The organism is Pseudomonas oryzihabitans, assembly GCF_024652905.1.
GTDB lineage: Bacteria > Pseudomonadota > Gammaproteobacteria > Pseudomonadales > Pseudomonadaceae > Chryseomonas > Chryseomonas benzopyrenica.
The window spans coordinates 624,386-644,630 of the sequence record NZ_CP102428.1; the positions used below are offsets into that span (position 1 = coordinate 624,386).

Sequence of the window (20,245 nt, forward strand, 5' to 3'; positions counted from 1 at the left end):
TTAACCTTGGTGGTGAATCAGGATTTGGCGCAGACGTAACGGTTCTTGTCGCCTTCTTCAACCAGCCAGTGCACCAGATAGTATCCCGAAGGGCAGACCCCGCAGTATGGATCCATGCCTTGGCAGCGGATGTTCCCATCCCAACCGCAGTAGTTGGTTGCCATGCCACAGATTGTCCCTGAGACATCAGAGGCCATCGGCTTCCACAACCCATTTTGGCAAGACAGAAGTTTCCCTGCGCCATCGCGGCTCACTAGGCCATTCGGGTTGCAGCCATAGTTTTCATTAGCGGTGCCGTTTAGCTGAAGGTATTCACCGACGTAGGTACGCCCTTCCGAGAACAGGCTATTGCCGCGCATTTGCCCCGGCGTGTACACGTTCTTTCCTGCATAGGCCCTGATCCAGTCGCTATCGGTCATGTGCCAGCCGCCACCCCATTTTTCGCTGTACCAGCCGGTGTCCCCTCGGGTCCTGAACCAGCCTGTGGTGTAGGTTTCTCCCGACATGCTGGCAGTGACGCCCTGGACGTTGCCGCGGGCGTACATCGAGCCGGTGGTGACGTCTCCTGTCACAGCGACACTGCCGCCGACTGTTGCATTGCCATTCATCGAGGCATTGCCCTGCAGGTACATGGATCCAGCCCGCAGGTCGCCGCCGGCGGTGACTGTGCCATTGAGGTTCACGTTGCCGCTGGCATTGACGTTGCGGCCGGCATTCACGTCGCCAGAAATGCTGGCGGTACCCGAGGCGGTGATATTGGCCGCGTTGTTCAGGTCGTTACCGCCCATGTTCAGCGCGGTGTTCATCCGGTTCAGCTCCGGCTTGCCGGCGATGGCATTGCGGTAGAGGTAGTCGTTGGCCAGGGTGCCGTCCTGAAGGAATAAGGCACTGGCGGTATGGCCCGCGCCCGGATTCACACCGTAGTTGCTGAGCGTAAGCGACCAGCCTCCACGCACGCCCTGGACGATGCCGGTGTTGGCGACTGGGACGAAGCCACCCGGAGCGCCGAGATTTTCGGCGATTTCACGAGTACCCATCTCATCGATGGTCTGGCCACCGATGGTGAGCACAATAGATTCGAGCTGGTTGGTGCCCACCCTTCTGGCGAGCACGACGAAGGTCTGACCGAAAGCATTGGTGTCAATGAAGCCAGCGGGGAGGTAATTGGTGTTGCGCAGCATCGCCGGCGTGATCTGCGCTGGCGTCGTGGAGCCGGCCGCGGCGTAGACCGTGGCGAAGTTGTCCTTGAGGTACTTGGCCGCGGCATCCGCTACCTGCTTTTGCTGGTCGGCCGCGATCTGGTAGTTCTGGGAGTCCATGCGGTTCATCAACTGGTTGATGCCGATCCCCGCCAGGATCGACAACACGATCAGGCCAAACAGCACTTCCACGGCGATGAAGCCGGCCTGCCTTACGTTAGCTTGCGCGCTCATGCCCACAGACTCCTGGTGGATTGGTTTTCGATGTCCTGATCCAGGCTCGATATTTCATTCTTGCGGATCTTCTCCCGGATGGCGGGGCCGTCCGCCTCGGTCAGCAGCAGGCTGCGTACCTTGAGGATGCGGCGATCCTTCTGGGTCTCCAGCGTTTGCGCCACGACGGCGACCAGGCCCTGGGCCAGGATCTCGCGGGCGTTCTTGATCTCGTTGCTGGCAAGCGCCAAGACGCGATCAAGGGCCTGTGTCGGACTGCCGGCGTGGAAGGTACAGACGACGAAGACGCCGTTGATGGCGGCGCGCACAGCCTGGACAGCTGCAGCGGTGTCGCGGATCTCGCCGATCAGGATCATGTCGGCGCCCGTGCGTAACGCCCGTAGCAAGGCCTCTTCGTAGCCACCTGTGCGGCGGGACACCTGCATCTGAATGCAGCGTCCCTGCCCGTGCAGCCCGTTTAGGTTCGTTTCGGGAGGATCCTCGATCGCCAGCGCGGTACCGCCGCATTCCTGCAGGCGAGCCGCAATCAGGGACGCAGCGCTGCTGGTCTTGCCAGTACCCATCTCGCCGCAGAAGACGACCAAGCCACGCACCTGGTCATTGAGCATGGCGTTGGCCAGTGGCTCGGGGAAACCAAGCAGGTGGAAGGGGCGGATCTGTGCATTGGATTTTCGAATGATGAAGACGTCTTGAGCGAAGGCGTCCTTGATCTGGGTCACCCGCAGAACAATGCCGTCTTGGACCAGCGAGAATTCAGGGTCTCCATGATCAAGGATTGTGGCCAGGCACTGCTCACGCAGTGCCTGCAGCTCATCACCCCAGGAGGCAGGCGCGCTGTCGCGCCGGCTTCCAGAGCCGTCCAGCCCCTTTACATCGGAGAAATCCGGTCCGAGAAAAAGATCGACGAAATTGGCTTGCGTGATCAGGCTCATACCGGCTCAGTAGGCGGTCCAAGCGACGATGTTGCTGTCCTTGCTGCAGCCGCTCGAGGCGGTCGCGGAATCGACCTCGCCGGTGATCGCGGTACCGCCGTTGATGGTGGTCGTCACCTTGGTGCCCCGGCTGATCTTGGTGGCCAACGTTGCACAGGCATCCGCCGGAAGACCGTTTTCGGTCACGGTGAAGGTCATGCCACCGGATACAACGGTGACGGCGCCGTTCCAGCTGTTGTAAAGGTTCGAGCCCGACTGACTCATGCTCGGCAGGCCCTTGGTGGTGACCAGCTGGGAGATCAGGTTCGTGCCAGACGTGCCATAGCCGGAGCTACTTTTGAGCTTGCGTGTATTGGCGATTAGGGTACCGACGTTGGACTGCTCGGTACTGACATCAGAGCTGCCGAGCAGGCCCAGCCCGGCCGATACGGCCCCGGCGATGCCCAGGGCTACGACGATAAGCACGAACAGGGTGCTCAGCTCCAAGAAACCACGTTGACGGCGACTGCCGGAAAAACTTTGGGTACGCATCTGCGACTTCCTCACTGCAGGGGGTTGGGTTGAATCAGCGGTGTATGTTTGAGGTGACGGCTTCTTGCATGCCGTAGGTGCCCAGCAGCACCAGGATCATTAGCGACCCCATGGCGATGGCTGAGAGGGTCAGCATGGACTTGCTGTAACGCCCCACGATCTTGAGTGACTGCTCCAGCCAACGGATGCTGAAACGGTGAATGGCCTCGGAGAATCCCTTGCGGGTGGCCAGCACGCAGAGGAACTGGACGGCCGTCTTGTCCGGAAAGTCGTGTCCGGCCAGGCGCAGCGCTTCACCGAAATTCTTGCCCATCCGCACGCCGTAGATGGCTGCCACCAGGCGCTCGCGCAGCCAGGGCTTGGCGCCGCGCAAGAGAGACTCCAGGGCCTCGACCTGGTTGATGTTGGCCTTGAGCATCACGGAGATGTTGAGCAGGAAGGTGGAGCCGTGAAGGGCTTTGTAGATCGACCATGGCGGCAGATCCTCAAGCTTCACCCGCAGCGGACCGGTGAAGTAGGGCAGCGTTGTAATGATGACGATCAGCAGGACTACCAGCGTAATGAGCGTGAGCGTTCCCCATTGCTGAACGAAGGTGGCGAGGAGATAGAGCACACGCGGTGCACCGGACCAGCTGTCCGGGTTCGATGCTCGCGTCATGGCCGGCACCATGCGGGTTGCCACAACGTGTAGCAGATACGCCATCAGGGCCCAGATAAAGCAGGGGTACAGCGTCGTGCTCACGACCAGCGAGCCAATCTGGCTGCGCGCCTCGATCATGCGGACGCAATCCAGGAAGGCCTGGACCAGGGCGCCGGAACGCTCGCCGGCGCCGATGATCGCGGCTTCCTGGTAGGGCATCCATTTCTGGCAGGCCTCGGCCAAGGATTTGCCGTTGCGAACGCCTTGGACCATGCCCGCGCTGGCCAGCGCCACCGGGTGACGCGGCTTTTTGCCGTTGTCGCTATAGATCCCACGAACCTCGTCCAGGGCCTGGTCGATACCAACGCCGTTCTCGATCAGCGCGCAGAGGCTTTCGTAGAACTGGATTCGCTCCTTGCTCCCGAATTGCTTGGCGTAAAAGGTATCGGCGAAGGTGCTGAAGCTATCCAGGACCCTACTGATCATGGGGTTGCTCCAGGATGTAAAGATCGAAGTCCAGCGGGCCGACGATGGTTTCGGCCATGCGAGGATCGATCAGGCCGGCGGCGACCTTGCGGATGGTGTGCTGAATCTTGGTGATCCCGCCCATCTCCCGGACCCAGTAAGTTTTCGCCGCACTGGCTCCCTTCTCACGAAAGATCTGCATGAAGCGCTGGTTGGGCAGCAGCACTTCGGCGACGACGGTGCGAGAGGAGACGCCCAGATTGCGGCAGTGCATGCAGCCTGGACCCTGCAGCTTGACGCTTTTCGTATCCATGACCCGCGTCAGTCGCTCGACCAGGGCCGCATTCAGCTGCTCGTGTTGGCTGGCCAGGGGCAGGGCGCAGTGACTGCACAGCACGGGTAGCAGCGACTGGTTGATGAGGCCTGACATGAGCGCGGGGTCTGTGACGAGGCTGGGATCAGCGCCCATGTCGATGAGGCGCTGCAGGCTCGCCACCGCGTTGTTGGTATGCAGGGTCGAGAAGACCAGGTGACCGGTCATGCCGCCGCGGAACGCTGCTTGGGCCGTGGCAAGGTCTCGCACCTCGCCGTACATGAGGATGTCCGGATCTAGGCGCATGGTGTTGGTGATGGCGCCGTCCCAGGTCTCGGCATGACCCAACGGCGACTGGTTGGCCTTGAGCGGATATTCGGGTGGATCCTCAACGGTGAGGATGTGGCGAGTGCCCTCTGTTTCGCTATGCAGCGTATTGAGGGTGACCTGCAAGGTCTTCGACTTGCCGGAACCGGTTGGTCCAGTGATCAGAATGACGCCGTACGGGAGTCGACGCAGCCGATCGAGCAGGGCGATCTGTTCTGAGAGAAAGCCAAGCTCGTCCAAGGACTGTTTGGCTTTCTCGTCATAGAGCAGTCGCAGGACCATGAGGGGACCCCCCACCAGGGGGCGCGAGGCGACCCGCGCGCCGAACAGACCCAGTTGCGCCACAAAGTCGTGCTTGACCCGCGCATCCTGGCTGATCTCCGGCTGATAGTGCTCTTCGGCCACGTCGCACATAGAGTTATAGAGCGCCGAGCACAACTCGCGGCCAATGCGGCTCTGGATCTGACCGTACTCGGTCAGAAGACCATGGATACGAAAGAGGATGTGGGTGATCTCGCGGCCCACCACGAAGTGGACGTCGGAAGCGCCTCGAGCATGGGCCTCGCCCAGCAGTCGAATGACCTCCTGCTGACGTGAGGTTCCGTCTACGGAGATAGCCACGACACTGCGGGACGCCTCGACCTTGTACAGCGCCTGGATGTCACTCAGGGTGCTGGGTACGACTTGGTAATCCAGGTCCGCCCGGTCCAGCTGGCCCATGAATGCCATCACGAAGGGATCGCGCAAATGCTGACCCGAGACCAGCAGCTGTGCGCGATCGGTTTGGCGTAAGCCTTCCACCAAGGCCAGTAGCTGCCGAAGTTCTGGCTTAATCAAACCCCAGGGAGCGCCCTCGGCAGTCAAGACGTTGCGTGCCTGGAGGGGAACGAGCTCGTTAACCAGCTCACTTGCAAGGCGCTGGCCGATCGCCTTGGCCGAGTCATCCGGTTCATCCGCAGCGCTTTCAATGGAAACGTTCGAGGTCATCAGCGGAACTCCAGGTCAGAGACCACCAGGCGTAGCGCCCGGGAGGGCAATAGGCGTAGGTGCGGCTATAGGTGCGGGAGGCATGGGATTCATCGGCGTGACAGTCATCGGCAGGACAGGCCCCTGACTTGCTGCCCCGCTGGCTACCGGATAGCTCGGCGCGCGGTTGGAGAAACCCAGAGGGAAACGCTTCCCGCCGCGGCTGAGTACGACGCTGTCCAACGTCAGGCTGGCGACGTGGTAGCCACCGGGAAGGTCGGTTGACGTCAGGGAGGCATCGATCTCGAATCCGCCGCTGTAGAGCAGGGTGGCGTGCAGTGCCTTACCGGAGCCGTATACCAGCTTCACTACCGGCAACTGCTCGACGGCATTCGCTGGATCGGCCGTCGTCATTCCACGATTGCCTTGGATGGGCAGGGTCTGTTGCGGGTAGCTGGGCTGAGGTACGGAGGTCGCCTGAACGCCACCGCCATTGATCTCGCGCAGCGCCTTGGCGCGCTCGCCCTGGGCTTTGAACAGGATCGTCTCGCTCTGTACCCGGGAAAGCTCACCTACGGTGATACCGTCTGGATCAGCCGACTTCGTCTCAGCGGCCAGCACAGGCCCGGCCAGCGTCAACATGAGGGCGCCGATTACGGCGAGGGGAAGGTCATTTGACATAGAGGTCACCAGTCACCGACCAGGCCAGCTGATCGCTCTGCAGAAGGGTCTTGATCTCGCGTAGCCGCAGGCCCTGGTCGGGCACGTCCTTGAGGACGATCGCCGGCGGCAGCGCCGTGTTGAAGGTCAGCTCGAAGTGCTTGTAGTCCGGCGGCGGCGGAGGGGGCGGTGCCGGCTGGCCGGGCAAGGCTTCCGGCGCTGGCACGACGACCGGGATTTCCTTGAGCGTTGGAGCCAGGCCCTGGCCATGCAGCCAAGAAGTCAGGTCGGCGAGCGCAGCAGCTTCTTGCAGCAGCTCATCGTCGCCAGCCAGCGGCGGCTCGAAAGTCAGTTTGAGCGCGCCGCCGTTACCTTCATCGAAAAAGGCCGGCTGATCGGCGAAGTGCCCGCGGGTAGCGGCAAGGAAACCTGAGGCGGTGCTGTTACCTTCACGTCTGTAGTTGGTGGACAGCAGTACGCCGTCGCATTGCGCCGACGTGAAGAGCCAACCGGCGATCGACAAAGGAAGTTGGTCGATGGCGCCGTTACAGGTGGCAAGAAAGGCCGCCACCCCGGGGCGTCTGACCCAGGGATGTTCCAGGGCCTGCACGGGCAGTTGCTCACCGGAACGCTGACTCAGGGCTCTGAGTTCCTCTTGGCGAGCGGCCTCTGCAGCCTCGGCCGCGCGCCGCGCCAGCTCATGCTGGTGCGCTTTCCACTGGCCGTAGCCTGCGATGCCGCCAACGACTACCAGACCGAGCAGAGCGACCTTGACCCATTCGCCTTTGCTCATGCCGAAGGCGAGCGGACGCAAGGCGTACTCGCGCTTGAGATTGCCAGGCTGCAACAGCGCCTCGATGTCCAGCGGCTGACCGCCTAGCCCGAATTCCTCAGGCAGGAACATCGCGTCGAAGGTGATGGACCGACTCAGCAGTTGGGCTACGCGCTTTTGCACGTCCGCCACGGAGCCAACCAGGTCGGCGTTGGGAATGATCGCGCCATCCAAGACGGCGACCAGGGCGTAGCGTGGCTCATCGGGGGAGATCCGCCAGGCAGCAAGCCAAGAGTCACCCAGTTGACCGGCAAGGGTCGCCGCCAAGGAATACATGCCCTTCATGGCACCCGCGCTGCGTGCGACGAAGCCCGCCTGGATGACGTTACGGGCCCGGCGGATGGCGATGATGTCCATCTTATGCAGGCGGCCGTACTGCCGGGCCTCCTTCATGTAGCTGGTGGGACTGTCCAGCGGATGCCAGTCCAGACCTGACACGAAGCTTTTGCCGTGATAGGTCAGGATCTGCACGTTCTGCGCGGGGGCTGCCGGTGGGGTACCAGAGATAGCCATGCGATCAGCCCGTCACGATCGGCGTGATCAGCACCACCAGGACGCTATGACCCGAGGTCCGCGTGCGGCTGCCGCCGAGGCCGAAGAAGCCGGGGTCACCCACGCCGGTCTTGGCCGCGTTTTCATTGAGCTCTTCGAACCCGGACAGGATCAGCGTCTGGCCGCTGCGCAGCTTGACCTTGGGCGACAGCGACTTGGCGTCGTAGTCCGGCAGCTGGACGCTGGAACCGTTACTGGTGAAGGTCTGGAAGGTCGGTTTGCTGCTCATGTTGATCGATACCATGAGCAGCATCTCGTCGTGATCAAGTACGCGCGGCAGCAGCGTCATGTTGAAGCCGCTGGTGATGGTGCCGGGCGTGAGCGAGGTGCTGGAGCCAACCGACGCTGTTGACGTCGTCTGGCTGGAGGCTAGATAGCCCTGGACGTTACCGATCTGCAGCGGCGCCGGCTGCAGATTGAGGGTGGTGACAGAGGGCGAGCGGACGTTGGAGACTCGGCCCTGCTCGGCGAGGGCCTGGACGATGGCATTGGAGCCTGCCCAGGCCGAGTTAGCGGTATCGACGATGCCGACAGAGGCCGAGGTCGCGCTGGTACTGATGCCGGCGACAGTATTGGAGAGCGACAAGCCCCACTTGGCGTTGAGGGACTTGTAGACCGCAGCCCAATTGAGGCCGAGCTGGTCCGAATCGGTGAGCGTGACCTCGAACACCTTCACATTGAACAGCACTTGCTGCGTAATGCTGCGGTTGGTGCTGTTGAGATAGGCCTCGACCCGGGAGATGACCTCGGGGCGATCCGTGACGGTCAGGGTCCCGGTAGAAGGGGCCAGGTACATCCGCCCGGCCGGGGCAACGCTGAGCATCGCCTTCACGTTGTTCTGAATGTCCTGCAGGATCGAAGACTCCAGGGTCACCGTGGTGCTCTGGTTGCTGCCCGCGTCGCCTGACACACCGGAGCTGGTGCTCGATCCACCGGAGTTGCTGCCGCCGGTGCCGGCGGCGGTGGCCATTCCGGATTTCACGGTGCTGGCGATGACTTGCTTATCGCCAAACGACCAGACATCGAAGACGCGCGTCTCGAAGTAGCTGATTCGAACGGCGCGCTCGACGGGCGAATACCTCCAACCCAGGCCAAGGCGCGCGGTGACCTCATCGAGCAGGCCGGAGGCCTTGCCACTGTACTTGAGGCCGCTGACCTGGCTGCCGCCGGCCTGGCTTGTGAAGTCGGACGCCCGATACCCGGGACCGGCCGAGCCCGCCGCGGCGCCCATTGTCGCCGGGTTGGTGATGACACCTGCAGGCAACAGGCCTGCCAGGCTATCCGGGCTGGGGTTTCCAATCGGCGCTGGGGCAGAGCCTGCCGACTGACCGCTCGGCGTTGCAGCGCTGGGGTTCAGTGCATCGGGCGAGACCAGCACGGCAATATCACACTGGCTGGTTATGTATTGAGCGATCTCGGTGATGCCGACGCTACCGGACGGACGATAGCTGAGCTCGCAATCCAGCGCGGAGGGCATGCCACGTTTGGCCACCACTGGTTGCGTGGAGACCCAGGGCTTGTCGCTGAACACCACGGTCTCGCGCTTGGGCTGTTGCTGCTGGTTACGCAGCAGGGCAGCGTATTGGCTGGCCATGGCGGCGTCGTTCTCGGCGCGCTGGGCCGATTCGTCCACCCGCTGTACCGAGCAGCTGGCGAGCAGGAGCGCCGCCGCCAGGGCGCTCAGGCGAAGGGGGTGGGTCATGACTTCTTCCTCTCGGAAACATGAACGATGCGCTGGCTGGAGTTGCCATCGACGATGAAGGAGCGCCGAGCGCCGTCGTAGAGCGGGAAAACCTGGGCAACGGCTTCGGCGAAGGTGCCGCGGAAGTGCAGAGCGGCCTCGATGGGGTAGTCCAGGTCATCGGGCTCCCAGACCACCTGCCAACCCGCACGCTTGGCCCACGCCTCGACGGACTGACGCAGGGTGCTGCCAATGGGGGCATCCCAGGCCTGGGGCATGGCAGAGGCTGGCTCGGTCAGTCGGACCGAAGGCAGGGTGTAGGCGCCGGCCGCCGTTGCACCCACTGTGGGCAACAGCTTGGCTGGTGTGACGGCAGCGGTAGAAGCAGGCTTGGCAGGAGCCGAAGCCGAAGCCGCTACAGCAGCAGGTTTGGCAGAGGTGCCCTTCGCCAGGGAAGCGTTTGGAGATTGCCCGACATGCAAGGACTCTCCTTGCGCTTTGACCGGCGCGGATGTCAGCGCCGCGCCGGCGGGCATAGGCTTGACTGCCGGTGTGGCGGTTACGTTCGTGGCTGGCTTGGCCGGTTCGGTGTGAGTTTCCAGCGGCTTGGTAGCGGGCACGGTGGCTACAGTCACCACCGAGTTCGAGGCACTGGATACAGGCCTGGTGGCGGCCGTGGTCGGGGGAGCTGCTGGCGCAGCGGCGTATCGCTGACCTTCCGGCAATTGATAGCCCGGGCGGAGCACGAAGCACACCGACCGCACGACCTCGTCGACCTTGACCTGCCAGGCCGGACCAGCCAGTACCTGCAGGGTGTTGCGCAGGCTCATGGGCCCGAGCTTGTACTGCGCCGCCGGTAGCGGGCGAGTGAAGAGAATGTTGACGTGGCCCTGCTCTGGACCGCACAGGCTGTAGCCGGAGCGATTGACCACATACTGCATCGCGTCGCGAACGGTCGGCTTCATGTTGGCCGGGATGTTCACGTCGATGATCTGGGCCATCAGGTCCCGCTGCTCGGTCTCCGGCGCGGTATTCACCAGGGTGTAGCGGCCGTAGCGCACCTGGGGCTCTGAAACAGCACCTTTCGGATAGAGATCGGGCTGGAGCAGCTCCGGATTGCGCGAGCTGTCGGGGCCGGGTGCGCTGGGCGCAGGCTCCTGCTGAGCACAGCCTGCCAATGCGACGGCGAAGGCGAGCGGCGAGAGGGTGGTGAGCTTCCAGATCATGTGCGGTGTGGCCCCATTTCGTAGTGGGGCTCACGGTGCCAGGCACCTGTCTGGAAAGCAGGAGATAACCGTATCTAGACCTAAAAAGGTTGGTTTGAGTATCTTGAAAGGCGACCCAAAGCGTTAATGGCCGGATCCGTCTCTCTGTATCAGCTGATGTCGTTGAGTAGTTAGCTCTCGATGCGGCAGGTATCGGCCCTAATAGGTCCCCATACAGCATCCATCGCCTTATCAAAAATTTTTTTATCGACGACACATTGGGGGCTGAGCGTCTTGCTTTCGCGACCGCAAAAATTTGCCCCAATTTCAAAAGTAGCTATTTCTGTGAAGATGGCATAGAGCGCTGGCCGGCCCTCTTTGCAGTCCTTGCCGTCTATGTTTAAGCGCTCGTCTGGTCCCTTGTGCACGCTCGAAGCAAGCCGAGTAGCATATTCCCTGGTGGGATTAATGCCGTAGGGGCAGTTCGGATATACACCTACAGATCCTACGCAGTCATTTGGTGGTGCGTATATTGACATTATATTCATGGCTGTCTGCGGCACCTTAGAATCGTATTTTTTCTTAAACCAGAGCCCCCATGCACGGATACCACTTTGGACATCGGTAAAAATCGCATGACCTCTTGTGTCTTTTCCCTGTTGATTGGGCCAAGGTCCCGCTGATGGAGTTTTCAATGCTCCGGGATTGTTGTATCTGAGAGCTATAGGAAGGCACGCTGCTCGCGTATCTGGAATTTCAGTAATTTTGCCATTCATCCAGATTTTAATGCCGATACCTCTGGTGTTGTCAGGCGCGAAGAAGTGCGGAGTGGTGTTGTACGGGGCTTTAATAAGATTTTTGCATTTTATATCAGAGTCGGCGTGTGCGAGGTTTACGCTACATGCAGCGATTGCAAAGACAAATCCATATGCTCGCATATCGATTCTCCGATGCGTAATTTGGTTTTATTGCGTTCGCTTATTGAAAATTACCACCAGGCCTGCGGTGGGGCTAGAGGGCAAAGCGTGCTGCGCTTCAAAAAGGTGAAGTGACCTCCATGCATGCAGCTCGAAATCTAGCGTTATCCGGCCTATGTGAAGGCTAGAGAAGCTCTTTGTGAGCGAGATAGGCGTATCTAAAGGGAGTTTCAGGACGGCGGAAGCTACGAAAACCGACAGACCGATTGATGCTTAGACAACTTTGTAGGCTCATTGCAGCCGCTGCAGCTGCAGCTACAGGCAAACCATACTGTTGCCCAAATATCCAACCTGCAGAGGCATTACCAAATGCACTGAATGGGTTGAAGCTGATGGAAAACTCTAAGTCGGAAAGTCTCATTGGAAACTGCCATTCAGTTCCACACCTGAGTAGTTCAGAGCAGGACTGATCTATAGCTGCAATAGCGGAATTGAGGGCGTCTCGACCATTCTCAACCTTAGATAGTCCGGACTTGATGAACTCCAAGTTGTGTCTAAGCTTTATGAGCTCATCGCGTCGACGTTGTTTGAATTCGAGAATTTCGGCAAGGGGCACGTCGACGTTTGGTATGGGAATGGCGCGATGTAGCTGTACGGTTATCCCGTTCCCTTCGCTTAGTAGATCCGCACCGATCAGAAGCAATGAACGCTCACCTTGGGCCATTGCCCAGCTACCTGGTTCCTTAGTATCCAATTGTTCAAATGCTCGAAATTGGATAGCTGCTATTCCTTGCGCCATATCCCCGAACGCTTGAAATCTAGGTCTACTAAGCGTGCCCACCTGCTCCAAAAAGCTCTCATCAGGCCCGCTCTCCACGTGGATCATATTAGAGGTCGGCCATACCAAATGGTCCCAAAACAGCAAAGCAAATCTAAGCTCCTGCTCGTCAAGCCTGCTCGAAACTAGCCGAAGGTTTCGGCCCTCAATATGCATGGGTGGGCTGATGACAAGCCCTCTTTTGCGTACGCTTTGTGGGACTTTCCCATAAAGAGGATCATTTGCCTTTCTCCATCGCGACTCGCCCATCGGAACGCTCCAACCGCTTTGTTCTTATATAAATTAGCAGCACCGCCAGAGGGCGATCAGAAAAATTGCAAAGGTGGTCACCGCCTTGAAGGGATCAAAAGGGCACCTCTTGTGGCACGCCTTCGAATGACCGCCGCGCTATATGAAAGCATGATAGTAGCCGAGTCGCGTTGAGCCACGGCTCCTGTATATCTGAAGGTTGAGCTCGTAGCTGAGGATACACGAGGTGCGAGGTAGATCTCCCAGCAGCTTCACGCAGTGGCGCGACTTTTCTGCCACTGCCCGGCCCGGGGCGACAGGCCCACGCTGAGTGAGTCCTGTCTTCCGGCAGCTTCACGCTGGGGCGGCAAATTTTTCGGGGCCAGCTAGTAGGGGATCTGGTCGTCGAAATCTTCGGACATCGGTGCCGGGGTGGGGGCAGGTGTGCGCGACTGGCCGTTCGCTACCGGCCGTGACTGCGCCTGACCCGTACCCTGGCCCGTGGTGATGGACTCAATGCGTTGTGGCAGGAACCCGACCCGGTTCGCCTGGACCTTCATCGCGGCTTGCTCGATGCCGTTGCCATCCTTCCAGTTGTCGAGGACCGCACGGCCTTCGACCAGCACCCGCATACCTTTCTGGTACAGCCGGCTATAGCTTTCCGCGTCGCGGTGCCAGAGCTCGACGTTGGCCCAGAAACCGCCGCGATCCTCGTAGGAGCCATCCTGCAGGCGGATGCTGTTGTCGAAATAGACGTTCAGCCGGAGCAGGTGCCGCGGATCCTGATTGTCCTTCTGGAACCGCTTGTACTCGGGTGCTGAGCCGATGTTACCTTCCCATACTACTGCTGTGCCCATGTCAGGCCTCCTGTTGGGATGCGGCGTCTTCGCCGCGGGATTGGATGATCTGTTGCAGCTGTTCGGTGTAAACGGCATCGGCCTGGGCCATCTTCTCGGCACACTCGGCGGCCTGCCGGCCGATGGCATGGACCAGGCTGATCTGCATATTCAAAGCAATGCGCTGCAGCTCCATGGCGTGCAGATCCTGGAGCAGTGTTTCGGTGACTAGGTCGTGGCGGCACAGGTCCGCCCAAAGCCCCACGCCCATCTTTCGTGTACCGCTCTGCTGCCAGCGCAGAAAGACTGGGCCAGCTGAGGTGTGCTGGTGCGTCATCCGGATCGGCAGGAGCGTGAAGGGGAAGCGCTGGGCCTGGGCAAGAATCCGCTCCTGGGCCAGGGTGTTCAGGTCGGCTTCAAGGGAACGGCACTGCTCGGCTAATTGGTCCAGTGCTCCCTTACCTTTAAAGGGTTTTAAAAGCCCTTTGTAGAAAGGAGCGTGTTGCAGGTTCGCGAAGACATCCTGTTGCAGGGGCTGGAAGGCAGCCTGTTGCAGGTCTGGGGTTTTCGAGCCTTGAGTGGACTGTTGCAGTGCCATGGCGATCAGGCCTCACTCATCTCGGTGATGTTCTGGGAGCTGGTCATAGCGCCCAGATGCTCATCCTCATCGGCGGAGTCGCCATCGAAACCGTCATCGCCACTACTGGAGCTGGCCGGGACATCGCCGGGACGCTGGATCGCCGGGGCGAACTTGCTACGGCGGGTCCCTTCCAGGACGTCCTTGGGCATTTCCAGGAAGCTGTACATCTGCTGGGCGTTGGTGGCGCGGGCATTGTTGGCGGCGATGTCGTCGCGCGACGCCCCGCTGTAGCCCTTGTAGCGCTGGCCGACGCCGTACAGGCGACGAAGCACGGCGGCGCCCTCATCCAGCCAGGCCTCCTTTGAGCCGTTGTCGATCAAGCCGATGTGAGCGGCCAGGAGGATCCGGCGTACCAGCTCGTCATAGCGGGTGAGCAGGTACACGCCCTTAAAGGCCAGCGGCGAGTTCAGGTACAGCGGCAGCTTGAGCGGCTGGATCGACAGATTGGTCCCCACGTCGAGCTGCTTGGGCAGCATGGCCATGATCTGGTCCAGTCGCTCATCTATAGCGGTCAGCTGCTGCTCCGACTCCTCGATCTTGTCCTCGATGATGATGAGGAAAAGATCGGAGTAGGGATCGTCCTTGGCGGCGCCGGCGGAGATGCGGTTGATGATGTTGGAGAAGCCGGACAAGCCGATCATGCCGGGCTTGTTGTCGGAGCGCTGCCGGCCGAACCAGAGGCGGGAAGCGTGATGGGTATGCAGAGTCAGATTGACGCTCGATCTGAGCGAGCCCAGGTTGAGCTGGAAGGTATCAGCCATGAGAAGGATTCCTTGGGTTGTGAGATGACGCTCGGGCAGGGTGCCGAGACCAGCGCTGGGGGGCAGCCGATAACCGTATTTGGATGCGCGGAGGTTGCAGGCCTACGGCGATAGCGAGGGTGATCCCAGTGGCATCATGCTGAGCTTCGGTCGAGCAAGTGATTCCAGTGGAATCACCCTGAGGGTCCGCTGCTAACGTGATTCCAGTGGAATCACCCCGAGGGTCCGCTGCCGAGGTGATGCCAGTGGCATAACCCTGAGCATCCGTCGGGCAGGTGATGCCAGTGGCATCACGTTGAGTTTCCGTCGTGCAGGTGATGCCGGTGGCATCACCCTGAGCATCCGTCGTGCAGGTGATGCCGGTGGCATCACCCTGAGCATCCGTCGTGCAGGTGATGCCAGTGGCATCACCCTGAGCATCCGTCGAGCGAGTTATGCCAGTGGCATCACCCTGAGTTTCCGTCGTGCAGGTGATGCCACTGGCATCACCTTGGGTTTCCGTCGTGCAGATGATGCCAGTGGCATCACCTTGAGTTTCCGTCGTGCAGGTGATGCCGGTGGCATCACCCTGAGCATCCGTCGAGCAATTGATGCCAGTGGCATCACCCTGAGCATCCGTCGAGCGAGTGATGCCAGTGGCATCACCCTGGGTTTCCGTCGTGCAGGCGTTGTCGACGAAGTAATTCTCAATCTTCAGCTCTGGAAATCTGCTGATGCGGAGGGAAGTGACTGCGCTCATTCGCTGCGTCCCCGTCCCATCATCGCCCTTAGATTTTTGAAGACGTCATTCCCGGTTCGAGCATCGCTGACAGCTCTGGGCTGGATTGGCGCTGGCTCAAACCGTGGAAGCGCAGCCGCTGCAGATGCTGCTGCGGGTAGGGCCAAAGCGGCTGATTGGGCTACAGCTGGCTGCCAATCAGCATTGAAGTCACCGGTCTGGGCCTTCTGGATAAGCTTCATCAGGTAGGCAAGGGGCTTGGCTACCCCACCCGAGGCACACCGTGCGCCCCATTGCTTGATCAGCGGTTGCCGAAGGTCAGGGCTAACTGCCGCGATGGCCTGTTGGGCTCGCTGCTGCTGTTGGGACGTCATCCGTTGGTAGGCACTGGGCCATGCGAATCCTGTGTCCTGCTCCTCGCGCAGTACAGAGCTTTTAGATACATCAGTATTTGTATTCGTATACGTACTAGATGAGTTCGGATTCCGAACTGAGGCTGAAACCCCCTGATTTACACTGAGTTCGGATTCCGAACTGAGGGGCGGGAGCTGATCAACCTGGCTTTTTTGGCTGAGTTCGGAATCCGAACTCAGGTGATTCATGGGCGGCAAGACCGGAGTTCGGAATCCGAACTCAGCCGGAGGGATCGCAGCACGGGCAGGATCTTCAAGTCCCTGGGCGCGGAAACGCTCTCTGAACACTTCAACCCGGGTGGGCAGCTCCTGGGTCTCGCTGACCAGCATCTCGTCGAAGGTGAGACCTGCAATCTCACGGACGGAGCTGTTTGAGTGCTCAAGGCCGTTGGCCACGAGGGGTAGGAAATCGTGATCGAGTTGGATGGCCTCGGAATAGTCCACCGGCTCGTCATGCAGGATGTAGATGTTGCCTTGGACCTGGCCGGTAATCGCATCACGGACGCGGCGGCCGAGGCTCAACCAGCGGGTCAGGCGCAGCACGGTCAAGGCCTTGGCCACGGTCTCGCGTGAAGCGGGACGGCCTGGATTGTTGCCTAGATAGGGTCTCAATTGATCATAGGTCGGGAAGGCGGTGACGCCATCGCCGTTCATGAGCAGGCGAAACACCTGCCAGGTATTGCGCTCCAGGGGGGAGAGACGATCATCGAGCAGCAGCCGGCGCGGGACGGTCTCGTGAGGGTTACCGCTAAATACGATACCGGCGAATTCCTTGGGTAGGTCTTCGCCGGTTTTCTGCCTGTAGTCGCGCTGGGCTTGAACATGGACGTTCAGGTGTGAAGCTGCAACGTCCAGGGCGCGACCGAGTAGATGGGAGACGCGTGGAGCAGGGGTCTTCACCTTTTGTCGCCTTCTGCCGAGTCCAGCTCAATCAAGTCCATCTGCCCAAGGGCAGTCGATTGATCCTGTTCTTGCGCCTCGGAACGGGCATCGCCCGCGGCTTGTTCTTCGGTGGAATAGCGGTCCCGTCTTCTGCGGGCATCGGATATTAATCGAAGGGGGGCACGGGCGATCTTGGGCGGATAGAGGCCCTCATTGAGCCAGGTCTGTACAAGATTCCAGATCAGGCCGAGGGTAATCTGGTCGTGCTTGTGCTTGATGGACTCGAAGGGACCGTTGAGCTCTTCGGTGATGAGCATGCAGATGTCGAGCAGCGCGATCGCGTCCTTGTGGTCGACCTCATGGGTACTCATCAGGTCCAGGAAGCGATACCAGACCTGGTCGGTATCATTGAGTCCCGCCACTCGGCCTGGGCGGCCGGGGACGTTGAGCAACTGACGTACGACATTGATCTCGCTGGGCGCCATGCCAAAGAAGTCTTTGATCATCCCGTTAGTAGCGCCCAGCTGGATGGCCCGATGCACTAGGCGGGTTTCCCGCTCATCGCGTTCGCAGTTCTCCAGGAGCTTCTTGACCATGTCGAGGTCGATTTGGATCTTGCACCAGCGCGCCGGGGCGTTTTTCAGAATGCTATGAGCCTGTGGCTGACGCAGCAGATTCAAGACTTCGACGTCCAGGCCTATATCCAGGCAGCGCTGGACCTGGCCATTGCGCAGGTGATGGAGGATCTGGTCCATCAGCGCCTGGTTCAGGGGGTTGTACTTCGTGGACATATGCGACTTCCTAATGCAGGTCCAGAAGGTGACCGGGCTACTGCCCGGCCTCGAGTTCGATCAGCCGACGAGCGAGACGGATCACCCGAAACAGCTTCACCAGGGCGGCATCGGTCATACGGCCTTCGGTGCTGGCTGGCTTGCTATCGAAAAGGGGATCGCCAAGAAGCAACTGGCCCAGGTTCAAGGTAAATGTCGCGTTCTCTTCCGCGATGCTTGCCGTAAGTGCCTCAGCGTTTTCTGGGTCCCGCGACACCACGTAGCTGTACATGCCCGTCAGGGACTGCAGGAATTGCCAGGATGTCGTCCCGCGTGCGGTCAGCTCTGACTGAGGGGTAGAAAGCGTGAAACCGAGTGCGAAATCGGTGGGCTTGAGCAGCTCACCAGGAACGTCGCACAGCTGGGCGATTTCGAGGACGAGCGTTCTCAGGACCTTGCGCAGTTCGTCCGGGGTATCACTGCTGCGCTCGATGTACCAGACGTCCGAGATGGGATACAGACCCCCGGCCTGGACGGGAATGGCACGCAGGGCATCGCTGTTGAAGTCAGGTAGCGTTTCGCCGTGCTCGGCCGCAATGCGTCGCTGAACATCCCGTACCTTCTGACCGATGCCATCAGGCGTTACGATGTGGCCGTTCAAGCGAGCGGCACGTTCTTCTTCGGTCAGCTGTTCGGGATCCGGCGGAGTGTGTTGTGGAGCAGTCGAGTCGACCGCTCCGGTACCGCCGACGCGCTCAGGTGGTGGCGGAGGTGTGGCAGGGGAGGCGCCTTGCTGCTTCTGCTTGGCTGGCGTACCAGGCTGCTGTTCCAGCGTGGCATTGTTGCCCTGGGCAAGAGGCGCGTTGCCTGAGGCGGGAATTTGAGGGATCTGCCCGTCGGCCACCTGTACCCCCACCAGCTGCGAGCGGCGGCTACTGTCTTGGTGGTCAAGAATCGCCTTGAGCACTTCCTCATAGCTGATATTCAACGCTCTGCGGATCTGGCCGATCAGCTCGTCTTGAATGGAATCGAAAACGAAATTATCGGTAGGGCCGTCGAAGCCGTTGAGCACTTCCTGATAGAGGATCTCGAAGTCAGCCTCTTGACCATTGAAGCCGATCCAGGCCTTGAGCGCGGCGCTACGCAAATTGAGCAGCTTTTCAATTTGAGGCTTGCCCAAGCCGGAGTAAAGCAGTCCGGGGATAGCAGGTACCAACGTTCGCAGCGTCTCCTGCATCCTGCTGATATGGGACTGGGATATGCGATATCCATCCTCAGCCAGCTTCCTCACAAGCTCCCTCTGAGAGATATCTCGGCCCGCTTCTTGGGCATAGAGCTCACGCGCAGCATCAATGCTGACGGCGCGCTCGATAAACATCAGGTTGCCGCGCAGATCATTCTCGGCCAGGTGCCCGGTCAGGGAGACAATCTCGCCGCGGTCAGACCAGGGACGGAATAGGCAATGGATGCGGAAGTAACGCTCGTCCCTGGTTTCCTTCCAGAGTTCATTGAGGATGGCCAGGCGGGTATTGCCACCCGTGCGGATGATGTAGTGATCCTCACCGGGCCGCCGGGTCACAGGCGGTGGCTGGTCCAGCCCACGTGCTTGGATGGATGCCTTGATCTCATCGTGCAACGGGTTTCGCGTGGTACGAGGGTTGTGGTTGTACGGCGCCAATTCGTCCAGCGTAAGGACCATGGGCGTCTCCTTGATCGGATCCGCCAGTCGGGCGACTGGTGTGTTGGATCCCGGAAAACCACCGGCTAACAGGCGCTGAGAGACCGCTTCGTTGCTGGGCTTGCTCATGCGTGGATCTCCTGAGCAGGACGGACAGCCGATCTGCTGGAATCATCATTGGCCGCGAGCAGCTGATCGATGACGCGCTGCAAACGGGAAACCTCATCCTCCAACGCGAGCGTGCGCCCCATGCGGATGATGATTTCAGCATTCATTGAGCGATGAGCCTGCTTGGCCGCCTCGGCGATCTGAGGACGGAGTCCTTTGGGAAAGCGGACGACGAACTTCTCATCCTCTGTGGCAGATTTCCGTACGGATGGCTTGCGCTTGGTTGCGGTAGTCATAGGGTCTGGTCCAATTCGTTCATGGGCTGGGCACGGCGCAGCTGGGCGCGGGCATTGAGGCCGGCGCGGCGATCGCTGGGAGTGAAAGACGTGAAGATGGGGCAGTAGCCGACTTTCAAGAACTTGACGTGGCCGCCCTTGGTACGGGCGACGATCCAGCCCTCGTCCAAGGCAAACGCCACCAGGTCCTGCAGGTTCTTGTTGGCACCACGTAGCGCATGGGCGGGCGTCGTCATGTGCGGCTACCTCCTTTCACGTATCCCGCTTTAAAGGGCAGGCGGTGTGCCCGGGCAAGGTCGTGACAGCGCTCCAAGGGCTGCTGTAGGCGCTTGGACGCAGTGCGCAGGGTGTCCCCAAGCAAGGCGCGGGCTCGAAGGAGCCGTACCAGGTCCTCGTCGGAAACTTCGGTAGCCGGCTTGGCCTCGGCGAGCTGGCGCAGCTCCTCGCGCTGCGCGCTGATTACGAAGCTTGGCCCGCCAGCGGCGCGCTCGGTCGGCTTCACTTCGACGACTTGGCCACCCTTGGCCAGGAAGTCGTTCAGCGCTGCATCCAGCCTCTGCCGGTCACGTTCGCGATCGGTATGAGAAGGGAGATCGTGTTCAGGGGTGTGATGGGAGAGCATG

Annotated in this window: 21 protein-coding genes; all 21 read right to left on the reverse strand. The window is 60.5% G+C overall.

Annotation, left to right across the window (positions count from 1 at the left end; genetic code table 11):
- Nucleotides 1-17: 17 nt before the first annotated feature.
- The 21 genes from pilV to NRG74_RS03100 all read right to left on the reverse strand — a co-directional run bounded on the left by pilV (nucleotide 18) and on the right by NRG74_RS03100 (nucleotide 20,244).
- Complete coding sequence (gene pilV, locus NRG74_RS03000; protein WP_257705659.1) at nucleotides 18-1,433, reverse strand: shufflon system plasmid conjugative transfer pilus tip adhesin PilV; 1,416 nt, start codon at nucleotides 1,431-1,433, stop codon at nucleotides 18-20.
- Nucleotides 1,430-2,365 carry an ATPase, T2SS/T4P/T4SS family gene (locus NRG74_RS03005; RefSeq protein ID WP_058778672.1) on the reverse strand — a complete coding sequence of 312 codons (936 nt, stop codon included), beginning with the start codon at nucleotides 2,363-2,365 and terminating at the stop codon, nucleotides 1,430-1,432. Before NRG74_RS03005 ends, pilV begins: the two co-directional genes overlap by 4 nt.
- Before the next feature lie 6 nt (nucleotides 2,366-2,371).
- Nucleotides 2,372-2,896 carry a type 4 pilus major pilin gene (locus NRG74_RS03010; RefSeq protein WP_058778673.1) on the reverse strand — a complete coding sequence of 175 codons (525 nt, stop codon included), beginning with the start codon at nucleotides 2,894-2,896 and terminating at the stop codon, nucleotides 2,372-2,374.
- A 34-nt stretch (nucleotides 2,897-2,930) separates the two neighbouring features.
- Nucleotides 2,931-4,022, reverse strand: a complete 1,092-nt coding sequence (locus tag NRG74_RS03015) for a type II secretion system F family protein (protein ID WP_184286746.1) — start codon at nucleotides 4,020-4,022, stop codon at nucleotides 2,931-2,933.
- Nucleotides 4,012-5,628 (reverse strand): GspE/PulE family protein, encoded by a 1,617-nt coding sequence (locus tag NRG74_RS03020; RefSeq protein WP_184286748.1) that lies wholly within the window; start codon nucleotides 5,626-5,628, stop codon nucleotides 4,012-4,014. Before NRG74_RS03020 ends, NRG74_RS03015 begins: the two co-directional genes overlap by 11 nt.
- 15 nt (nucleotides 5,629-5,643) lie before the next feature.
- Nucleotides 5,644-6,249 (reverse strand): type IV pilus biogenesis protein PilP, encoded by a 606-nt coding sequence (gene pilP, locus NRG74_RS03025; protein WP_184286751.1) that lies wholly within the window; start codon nucleotides 6,247-6,249, stop codon nucleotides 5,644-5,646.
- A 28-nt stretch (nucleotides 6,250-6,277) separates the two neighbouring features.
- Nucleotides 6,278-7,612, reverse strand: a complete 1,335-nt coding sequence (gene pilO2 / locus NRG74_RS03030; protein WP_257705660.1) for a type 4b pilus protein PilO2 — start codon at nucleotides 7,610-7,612, stop codon at nucleotides 6,278-6,280.
- 4 nt (nucleotides 7,613-7,616) lie between these two features.
- Nucleotides 7,617-9,353 carry a PilN family type IVB pilus formation outer membrane protein gene (locus NRG74_RS03035; protein WP_257705661.1) on the reverse strand — a complete coding sequence of 579 codons (1,737 nt, stop codon included), beginning with the start codon at nucleotides 9,351-9,353 and terminating at the stop codon, nucleotides 7,617-7,619.
- Complete coding sequence (locus tag NRG74_RS03040) at nucleotides 9,350-10,558, reverse strand: TcpQ domain-containing protein (protein WP_257705662.1); 1,209 nt, start codon at nucleotides 10,556-10,558, stop codon at nucleotides 9,350-9,352. Before NRG74_RS03040 ends, NRG74_RS03035 begins: the two co-directional genes overlap by 4 nt.
- Nucleotides 10,559-10,728: 170 nt before the next feature.
- Complete coding sequence (locus tag NRG74_RS03045) at nucleotides 10,729-11,475, reverse strand: hypothetical protein (RefSeq protein WP_257705663.1); 747 nt, start codon at nucleotides 11,473-11,475, stop codon at nucleotides 10,729-10,731.
- Between the two features lie 163 nt (nucleotides 11,476-11,638).
- Nucleotides 11,639-12,340 (reverse strand): DUF6236 family protein, encoded by a 702-nt coding sequence (locus NRG74_RS03050; RefSeq protein WP_257705664.1) that lies wholly within the window; start codon nucleotides 12,338-12,340, stop codon nucleotides 11,639-11,641.
- A 566-nt stretch (nucleotides 12,341-12,906) separates the two neighbouring features.
- Entirely contained in the window at nucleotides 12,907-13,377 is a 471-nt protein-coding gene (locus tag NRG74_RS03055) for a single-stranded DNA-binding protein (RefSeq protein WP_257705665.1), read from the reverse strand.
- Nucleotide 13,378: 1 nt separating this feature from the next.
- Nucleotides 13,379-13,954: a DUF3158 family protein gene (locus tag NRG74_RS03060; RefSeq protein WP_257705666.1), complete on the reverse strand. Its 576-nt coding sequence runs from the start codon at nucleotides 13,952-13,954 to the stop codon at nucleotides 13,379-13,381.
- Nucleotides 13,955-13,959: 5 nt separating this feature from the next.
- Entirely contained in the window at nucleotides 13,960-14,757 is a 798-nt protein-coding gene (locus NRG74_RS03065; protein ID WP_257705667.1) for a PFL_4669 family integrating conjugative element protein, read from the reverse strand.
- Nucleotides 14,750-15,496, reverse strand: a complete 747-nt coding sequence (locus tag NRG74_RS03070) for a hypothetical protein (protein WP_257705668.1) — start codon at nucleotides 15,494-15,496, stop codon at nucleotides 14,750-14,752. Before NRG74_RS03070 ends, NRG74_RS03065 begins: the two co-directional genes overlap by 8 nt.
- Nucleotides 15,493-16,788 (reverse strand): STY4528 family pathogenicity island replication protein, encoded by a 1,296-nt coding sequence (locus NRG74_RS03075; protein ID WP_184286788.1) that lies wholly within the window; start codon nucleotides 16,786-16,788, stop codon nucleotides 15,493-15,495. The genes NRG74_RS03070 and NRG74_RS03075 overlap by 4 nt, the downstream gene beginning before the upstream one ends.
- A complete protein-coding gene (locus NRG74_RS03080) occupies nucleotides 16,785-17,561 on the reverse strand; it encodes a DUF2857 domain-containing protein (protein ID WP_257705669.1) in 777 nt (258 codons plus the stop codon). Before NRG74_RS03080 ends, NRG74_RS03075 begins: the two co-directional genes overlap by 4 nt.
- Before the next feature lie 37 nt (nucleotides 17,562-17,598).
- Nucleotides 17,599-19,347, reverse strand: coding sequence for a ParB family protein (locus tag NRG74_RS03085; protein WP_184286794.1), 1,749 nt, complete (start codon nucleotides 19,345-19,347; stop codon nucleotides 17,599-17,601).
- Nucleotides 19,344-19,622 (reverse strand): Arc family DNA-binding protein, encoded by a 279-nt coding sequence (locus NRG74_RS03090; RefSeq protein WP_184286797.1) that lies wholly within the window; start codon nucleotides 19,620-19,622, stop codon nucleotides 19,344-19,346. Before NRG74_RS03090 ends, NRG74_RS03085 begins: the two co-directional genes overlap by 4 nt.
- Nucleotides 19,619-19,858, reverse strand: coding sequence for a hypothetical protein (locus NRG74_RS03095; protein WP_007160909.1), 240 nt, complete (start codon nucleotides 19,856-19,858; stop codon nucleotides 19,619-19,621). The genes NRG74_RS03090 and NRG74_RS03095 overlap by 4 nt, the downstream gene beginning before the upstream one ends.
- Nucleotides 19,855-20,244 (reverse strand): hypothetical protein, encoded by a 390-nt coding sequence (locus tag NRG74_RS03100; protein ID WP_184286800.1) that lies wholly within the window; start codon nucleotides 20,242-20,244, stop codon nucleotides 19,855-19,857. The genes NRG74_RS03095 and NRG74_RS03100 overlap by 4 nt, the downstream gene beginning before the upstream one ends.
- Nucleotide 20,245: the final 1 nt, after the last annotated feature.

Bases quoted from the DNA above. Each gene is read 5' to 3' on its own strand.
- NRG74_RS03060 (WP_257705666.1), bottom strand. From the start codon at position 13,954: ATGGCACTGCAACAGTCCACTCAAGGCTCGAAAACCCCAGACCTGCAA.
- NRG74_RS03040 (WP_257705662.1), bottom strand. From the start codon at position 10,558: ATGATCTGGAAGCTCACCACCCTCTCGCCGCTCGCCTTCGCCGTCGCA.
- NRG74_RS03070 (WP_257705668.1), bottom strand. From the start codon at position 15,496: ATGAGCGCAGTCACTTCCCTCCGCATCAGCAGATTTCCAGAGCTGAAG.
- NRG74_RS03095 (WP_007160909.1), bottom strand. From the start codon at position 19,858: ATGACGACGCCCGCCCATGCGCTACGTGGTGCCAACAAGAACCTGCAG.
- pilV (WP_257705659.1), bottom strand. From the start codon at position 1,433: ATGAGCGCGCAAGCTAACGTAAGGCAGGCCGGCTTCATCGCCGTGGAA.
- pilO2 (WP_257705660.1), bottom strand. From the start codon at position 7,612: ATGGCTATCTCTGGTACCCCACCGGCAGCCCCCGCGCAGAACGTGCAG.
- NRG74_RS03005 (WP_058778672.1), bottom strand. From the start codon at position 2,365: ATGAGCCTGATCACGCAAGCCAATTTCGTCGATCTTTTTCTCGGACCG.
- NRG74_RS03015 (WP_184286746.1), bottom strand. From the start codon at position 4,022: ATGATCAGTAGGGTCCTGGATAGCTTCAGCACCTTCGCCGATACCTTT.
- pilP (WP_184286751.1), bottom strand. From the start codon at position 6,249: ATGTTGACGCTGGCCGGGCCTGTGCTGGCCGCTGAGACGAAGTCGGCT.
- NRG74_RS03010 (WP_058778673.1), bottom strand. From the start codon at position 2,896: ATGCGTACCCAAAGTTTTTCCGGCAGTCGCCGTCAACGTGGTTTCTTG.
- NRG74_RS03100 (WP_184286800.1), bottom strand. From the start codon at position 20,244: ATGCTCTCCCATCACACCCCTGAACACGATCTCCCTTCTCATACCGAT.
- NRG74_RS03090 (WP_184286797.1), bottom strand. From the start codon at position 19,622: ATGACTACCGCAACCAAGCGCAAGCCATCCGTACGGAAATCTGCCACA.
- NRG74_RS03020 (WP_184286748.1), bottom strand. From the start codon at position 5,628: ATGACCTCGAACGTTTCCATTGAAAGCGCTGCGGATGAACCGGATGAC.
- NRG74_RS03055 (WP_257705665.1), bottom strand. From the start codon at position 13,377: ATGGGCACAGCAGTAGTATGGGAAGGTAACATCGGCTCAGCACCCGAG.
- NRG74_RS03035 (WP_257705661.1), bottom strand. From the start codon at position 9,353: ATGACCCACCCCCTTCGCCTGAGCGCCCTGGCGGCGGCGCTCCTGCTC.
- NRG74_RS03045 (WP_257705663.1), bottom strand. From the start codon at position 11,475: ATGCGAGCATATGGATTTGTCTTTGCAATCGCTGCATGTAGCGTAAAC.
- NRG74_RS03080 (WP_257705669.1), bottom strand. From the start codon at position 17,561: ATGTCCACGAAGTACAACCCCCTGAACCAGGCGCTGATGGACCAGATC.
- NRG74_RS03065 (WP_257705667.1), bottom strand. From the start codon at position 14,757: ATGGCTGATACCTTCCAGCTCAACCTGGGCTCGCTCAGATCGAGCGTC.
- NRG74_RS03085 (WP_184286794.1), bottom strand. From the start codon at position 19,347: ATGAGCAAGCCCAGCAACGAAGCGGTCTCTCAGCGCCTGTTAGCCGGT.
- NRG74_RS03050 (WP_257705664.1), bottom strand. From the start codon at position 12,340: ATGATCCACGTGGAGAGCGGGCCTGATGAGAGCTTTTTGGAGCAGGTG.